Source organism: Streptomyces sp. UNOC14_S4, assembly GCF_020740835.1.
In the GTDB taxonomy this organism is placed as follows: domain Bacteria; phylum Actinomycetota; class Actinomycetes; order Streptomycetales; family Streptomycetaceae; genus Streptomyces.
In genome coordinates, this window is the sequence record NZ_JAINFC010000436.1 from 1 (window position 1) to 6,414 (window position 6,414).

Sequence of the window (6,414 nt, forward strand, 5' to 3'; positions counted from 1 at the left end):
CACCCCGAGGGGGTTCGGGGCGCAGCCCCCGGGAATCCCCGGTCACCTGTGGCGCTCGCATAACATCGGTGGGGTACGTCGCCCACACACCTGGACCACGCAGTGACCGCACCAGCCCGCGAACCGCACGCCGCCCGTCCTCGGCGGCGACCCCTGCGGCGGGCCCTGGGGGCGGTGGCGCTGGTCGTCGTCACCGTCGCCGCCGCCACGTCCTGCGCCACCGCGGGCGAGCCGCTCAGCGCCGGTACCACCGCGCCCGCCATGGCGCCGTCCCCACTGTGGCCCGGCCGGCCCCCGGCCCCCACGCCGAGTGGCGCGCAGCACGACGATGTCACCGCCACCCGCGTCCCCGGCGTCCCGGAGGTGCCCTCCGGGGACATCCGCAAGGTGGACGCGTACGCCGTGGTCAAGGCGGAGGTGGCCGCGCACCGGCACGACGTCACCGGCGCGGACGGGCTGGACGAGGCCACCGCCGACAAGATCATGAGCTGTTCGGAGGAGGCGGGCGACTGCCCCGTCCGCGCCCCCGTCCACCGCGACCTCACCGGTGACGGGCGCGACGACCTGATCGTCGGCATCGAGATGGGCGACCACCTCCTCGGCCTGCGCTGCTACACGCTCGTCAAGGGCGTCCTCACCCGGATCATGGCCACCATCGTCCAGCCCTCGTCCATCGAGATCGCGGGCCGCGACCTGATCGTCTGGGAGCCGTCCGCCACCCCGCACTACGCTGTGCGCTCCGTCTACTCGTGGGACTCCCACCGGCAGTACATGGACCTGAAGAGCGACGAGATCCGCCGTACCGACATCACGTCCGGACCGCCCGCCCCGGAGCCCTCGTGACCGCCCGCCTCCGCGCGTGGTGGGCACGGCTGCCCAGGCTGTCCCGCGTCGGCTCGCTGTACGCGAAGTTCACGCTGTTCCTGGCCGTGATGTGCTGCGTGGTCGCGGCGGTGCTCGGCACGCTGGTGCACGTCATCGTCACGCGGCAGACCGTCCACCAGGCGCGGGTCGAGGCGCTCGACCGGCTCGACTCCGCCGCCCGCGCCTACTCCGCGGGGGATCCCGCGCACCACCAGGCCGTGCTCAACCCGCCCGGGCTGCCCGCGAAGCTGCGGGAGATGGCGCTGCACGGCCGCCGGGGCACCGCCCTGGGCGACGACAACGGTGTCGCCACCATGTGGGCCGCCGGGCCCGCGGACGGCGGGGTCATCGCCGTACGGCTCGACTACCGGCACAGCGCGGCCACCATCGACGGCCTCGACCGGGCCATCATCGGCTCCTCGACCCTGGCCATCGGCGGCACCCTGATCATCGGCGTCTTCGCCGTCTCCCGGGTCACCCGCCGCCTGCACCGCACCGCCGACGTGGCCCGCCGGATCAGCGCGGGCGACCTCGACGCGCGCGTCGCCGACCCGCGCGCCGCGGACCCGGCCAAGGCGCGCGACGAGGTGGCCGCCGTGGCCGCCGCGCTCGACACGATGGCCGCGACCCTCCAGGCCCGGCTCCAGAGCGAGCAGCGGTTCACCGCCGACGTGGCCCACGAGCTGCGGACCCCGCTCGCCGGACTCCAGGCGGCCGCGGACCTGCTCCCGCCGGGCCGCCCCACCGAGCTCGTCCGCGACCGTGTGCAGGCGCTGCGCCGCCTGACCGAGGACCTGCTGGAGATCTCCCGGCTCGACTCGCACACGGAGCAGGCCGACCTCGACGCCCACCGGCTCGGCTCGCTCGCGGAGCGCGCCGTGCGGGCCTCCGGTCTCGAGGTGGAGGTGCGGGTCGTGCACGACGCGTGCGTGGTCACCGACCGGCGCCGCCTGGAGCGGGTGCTGAGCAATCTGCTGGCCAACGCCCACCGCCACGGGCGCCCGCCGGTCACCCTGACCGTGGACGGCCCCGTCATCACCGTGCGGGACCACGGCGACGGCTACCCCGCCTACCTCCTGGAGCACGGCCCCCAGCGGTTCCGCACCGAGCCCACCACGCCCGGCAGCAAGGGCCACGGCCTCGGCCTGACCATCGCCGTCGGCCAGGCCAGGCTCGTCGACGCCGACCTGACCTTCGCCAACGCCCCGGACGGCGGCGCGGTGACGACGCTGCGCCTGCCCGAGTACCCCGAGTACTTCGAACACCCCGAGTACGAGGTCTGAGCGCGGCCGTCCGCGTCACCCACCCGGATGCCCGGCCGCCCCACGAGTGCGCCCGCTTCCCTCCTTCGTAAGCCGTTCGGGTGAGTCCGTGGTTGGTGCATCCGGGTGAGGGAAGATCCGACACAAGTTCGGCCACCGGACATCCTCTCCGGCGGCGCGGAAGGAAGGACCCCGGCCATGGCCGCCACCCACACCGTCACGATGAACGACGACTTCTTCGACCCCCAGAGCATCACCATCCCGGTCCACGATTCGATCCTCTGGATCAACCGGGGCGGGGACGACCACACGACCACCTCCGACAGCCCCGGGTGGGACTCGGGCGTGGTCCACCCCGGAGGGAGCTTCATGCACCAGTTCGACACCCCGGGGACCTTCCCCTACCACTGCGAGATCCACGCGGCCGTCATGAAGGGCACCGTCGTCGTCACCCCCTGACTCCCGGCCGACTCCCGACGGCGCGTCACGCGCTCCTGCTCACCCGGATGTCACCCGGACGCCCGCTCCGGAAAGCCCCTCCCAGAGCCGCGAATTACCGTCCGTCACATGACGTCCGTACGCCGCACCCCGCGTCCGCCCCGACTTCCGCGCGCCGCCAAGGTGTCCGCACCCCTCGCGGCGGCCGTCCTGCTCGCCCCAGGCATCACCGGCTGCAGCGACTCCGGACAGGCCGCGGGGGAGCGGGACCTGACGTCCTACTACGAGCAGCACATCACCTGGAAGCCCTGTGCGCGGGAGACCGACAGGGCCGTCAGGGAGGAGACCGAGAAGGCCGACGCCCGCGCCGAGTGCGGCAGGCTCACCGTCCCCTACAGCTACGCCGACCCCGGCAAGGGCGAGCTCCGCCTCGCGCTCATGCGCTACCGCACCAAGGACCAGGAGCACCGCGCCGGATCGCTCGTGCTGAACTTCGGCGGGCCCGGCGAGTCCGGGCTCCGGGAGCTCAAGGAGTACGGGCCGGACGGCTTCAGCAAGGCGGGCACACGTTACGACCTCGTCAGCTTCGACCCCCGCGGCGTCGGCGCCAGCTCCCCGGTGCTCTGCGGCGGCGGCCCCGCCGCGTACGAGCGCCCGACCTCCCCCGACCTGCCGGGCGCCGCCGGGATGGCCGACTTCCTGGAGGCCCAGGAGAAGGCCCTCCAGCGCTGCAAGCGCACCGCGGGCCGCATCATCCCCTACGTCGGCACCGTCAACGCCGCCCGCGACCTGGACGTGCTCCGCGCGGCACTCGGCGAGAAGAAGCTCGACTACCTCGGCTTCTCCTACGGCACCAAGCTCGGCGCCGTCTACGCGCACCACTTCCCCAAGAACGTCGGCCGCATGGTCATGGACGGTGTCGACGAGCCCGCCCCCAACCTCAAGGACACCACCCTCGCCCAGACGGCCGCCTACCAGCGCGCCCTGCGCCACGCCGTCGAGCTGTGCACCAGCCGCGGCGACGAGGACTGCATGCTCGGCTCGGACACCGACAAGGCCATGGCGAACGTGGCCCGCGCCTTCAACCGGCTCGACGACGCGCCCCTCGACTGGCCCGGCGGCCGGAAGGTCGACCGCGAGGCCGCCATCGAGGAGACCATGGGCCTGCTGCGCTCCCGGGAGAGCCTGCCCGAGACCCCCAACCTGCTGGCCGCCATCATCTACCACGTACGCCCGGGCGAGGCCGCGGAACTGGGCCGCGCCGCCGCCGACCGGGCGACCGGGCGGCGGGAGGACAGCGGCCACGACGGCGTCGAGGAGGGCATGACCGCCATCAACTGCGCCGACACCACGGACCGTTACACCGTCGAGCAAGTCGTCTCCGCCTACCACGAGTTCGTCCGCGCCTCGCCCGTCTTCGGCCCGTTCATGGCCGCGGGCATGGCCGCCTGCACCGGCTGGCCGCAGCCCGGCGACGCCGCCTCGCACGACGTACGGGCCGACGGCGCTCCCAAGATCCTCATGCACACCACCGAGTACGACCCGGCCACCCCCGTCCAGTGGCTGCGCCGCATGGCCGCCGCGGTCGGCCCCGCCGTCACCATGACCGACACCGGCGGCGGGCACAGCGTCTACGGCACCCAGGACGCCGGGTGCGTCAACGAGCGCATCGACGCGTTCCTGCTCGACGGCACCCTGCCGCCCGACCGCAGCACCTGCACCTGACCGGCCCCGGCACGACCCCGGCCGGGCGCTGCTCCATTGGGAGGGACTGCGACGGCCCCCGGGGTGGCGCCACGGCGGCCCGGGGCAGGCATCAGCTCCGGAGGGGCGTCGGCTGGTACGCCCCCACCGGAACCCGCCCGCGCCGCCGGAAGGCCCCGCGGGCAGAAGAGGAACGGAGCAGCGACACGATGCGTATGCGACACCGGACCGGTACCGCGGTGGCGGCCCTCGCGCTGGCGGCGGCATCGGCGGGCACCGCGCTCGCCACGGAGTGCGAACACGACGAGAACTTCCTGACCACGTTCCACCAGGGCGGCATGGCGGAGATCGCCGCGGGCAAGGACGCCGCCCGGTACGCCATGCTGCGCTGTACCAGGGAGACCGGGGAGGTGCTCGTCACCGACCACACACGTCTCGACAATCAGCTCAGGACACTGGCGAAACGGCTGAACGTGACGCTGCCCAGCTCGACCACGCCCGAGCAGCAGCAGGAGATCAAGGACATCGGGAAACGGGCCGGCACCCGCGGCTACGACACGGCGTGGCTGAAGGCGCAGGAGACCGCGCACGTCGCCACGCTGAAGCTGATGGACGACGAGGTCTCCGGCGGCAAGGACCGCGACGTGCGCGCGGCGGCCCGTGAGGCCAGGCCGTACATCGAGCGCCACCTGAAGCTCGTGCGCGACTGCTCCCGCAAGTCCTGACACCGGCCGTCGGCGCGGGCCCGGGGCACAGCGCCTCCCCCCGCCCGCGCCGGTGGCTCAGACCGGTCCCGCCGCCTGGTGCGGCAGCGGCTGTTCGGCCCAGATGGTCTTGCCGTCGGCCGTGAAGCGGGTACCCCAGCGCTCGGTGAGCTGGGCGACGAGCAGCAGGCCCCGGCCGCCCTCGTCGAGGACACGGGCCCGCCGCATCCGCGGCGAGGTGCTGCTGGCGTCGGAGACCTCGCAGATCAGCGCCGTGTCGGCACGGATCAGCCGCATCCTGATGGGCTCCCGGGCGTACCGGATGGCGTTGGTCACCAGCTCGCTGACGACCAGTTCGGTGGTGAAGCCCAGCTCCTCCAGGCCCCAGGCCGCCAGTTGCTCGGCGGCGCTCTTGCGCGCGTCGGCGACCGCGGTGTGCTCGGCGGGCAGGCTCCATTCGCGTACGCGCGCCGGGTCGAGCGCACGGGTACGGGCCAGGAGCAGCGCCACGTCGTCGGCGGGCGGCTCCGCCCGGTCGGGCAGCAGCGCATCCAGCACGTCGTCGCAGACGGCCTCCAGGGGCGCGGACGCGTCGGTGAGCAGCTCGCGCAGCCGGACCGTGCCCGCCCCCGTCCCGTGGTCGCGGCCCTCGACCAGCCCGTCGGTGTAGAGCGCGAGGAGGGTGCCCTCCGGCAGCTCGAACTCGGCGGCCTCGAAGGGCAGCCCGCCCAGCCCGAGCGGCGGGCCGCTGGGCAGGGGCGCGGAGCGCGCGGTGCCCCCGGGCAGCAGCAGGACGGGCGCGGGGTGCCCGGCGCGGGCCATGGAGCAGCGCCGCGACACCGGGTCGTAGACGACGTACAGGCAGGACGCGCCCGTCTCCCGCACCGTGCCCGCCGCCCTCGTCCGGCCCTGCGCCAGCTGGATGACCAGGTCGTCGAGGTGGGTGAGGAGTTCGTCGGGCGGCAGGTCGAGGTCGGCGAGCGTCCGCACCGCGGCCCGCAGCCTGCCCATGACGGCCGACGCCTGCAGGCCCCGGCCCACGACGTCGCCGACGACCAGCGCCACCCGGGCGCCGGACAGCGGGACGACGTCGAACCAGTCGCCCCCGATGCCCGCCTCCTCGTCGGCGGGCAGATAGCGCGAGGTGACCTCGACGGCGCTCTGGTCCGGCAGCCTGTTGGGCAGCAGGCTGCGCTGGAGGGTGAGCGCGGCCGCGCGCTCCAGCGCGTACCGCCGCGCGTTGTCCACGCACGCGCCCGCCCGGGCCGCGATCTCCGCGGCGAGCAGCAGGTCGTCCGCGTCGTAAGGGCCGGAACGGCGGACGAAGACAGCCACGCCCAGTGTGGTGTCGCGCGCGCTCAGCGGCACCGCGAGCACACAGTCCGCGTCGCCGACGGGCACGTGCAGGGGGGCCTCGGGCAGCCACGCGCGCACGGCCGGGT

General features: G+C 74.2%; 6 protein-coding genes. 5 read left to right on the plus strand and 1 reads right to left on the minus strand.

Going from position 1 to position 6,414, the window contains the following annotated elements; translation table 11 throughout:
* Positions 1 to 102: 102 nt before the first annotated feature.
* The 5 genes from K6I34_RS28800 to K6I34_RS28820 all read left to right on the plus strand — a co-directional run bounded on the left by K6I34_RS28800 (position 103) and on the right by K6I34_RS28820 (position 4,993).
* The gene (locus K6I34_RS28800; RefSeq protein ID WP_229330273.1) at positions 103 to 843 is read left to right on the plus strand and encodes a hypothetical protein; all 741 of its coding nucleotides are present in this window, start codon (positions 103 to 105) and stop codon (positions 841 to 843) included.
* The gene (locus K6I34_RS28805; RefSeq protein ID WP_374231044.1) at positions 840 to 2,147 is read left to right on the plus strand and encodes a sensor histidine kinase; all 1,308 of its coding nucleotides are present in this window, start codon (positions 840 to 842) and stop codon (positions 2,145 to 2,147) included. The genes K6I34_RS28800 and K6I34_RS28805 overlap by 4 nt, the downstream gene beginning before the upstream one ends.
* A 177-nt stretch (positions 2,148 to 2,324) precedes the next feature.
* On the plus strand, positions 2,325 to 2,585 hold the full coding sequence (locus tag K6I34_RS28810; RefSeq protein WP_229330275.1) for a cupredoxin domain-containing protein: 261 nt from the start codon (positions 2,325 to 2,327) through the stop codon (positions 2,583 to 2,585).
* A gap of 108 nt (positions 2,586 to 2,693) precedes the next feature.
* A complete protein-coding gene (locus tag K6I34_RS28815; RefSeq protein WP_229330277.1) occupies positions 2,694 to 4,289 on the plus strand; it encodes an alpha/beta hydrolase in 1,596 nt (531 codons plus the stop codon).
* A 188-nt stretch (positions 4,290 to 4,477) separates the two neighbouring features.
* Complete coding sequence (locus K6I34_RS28820) at positions 4,478 to 4,993, plus strand: DUF4142 domain-containing protein (RefSeq protein ID WP_229330279.1); 516 nt, start codon at positions 4,478 to 4,480, stop codon at positions 4,991 to 4,993.
* 57 nt (positions 4,994 to 5,050) lie between these two features.
* On the opposite strand, the gene K6I34_RS28825 is transcribed toward K6I34_RS28820, so the two are convergent.
* Positions 5,051 to 6,414 (minus strand): ATP-binding SpoIIE family protein phosphatase (locus K6I34_RS28825; RefSeq protein WP_229330280.1); only part of this gene is annotated, 1,364 nt, incomplete at its 5' end.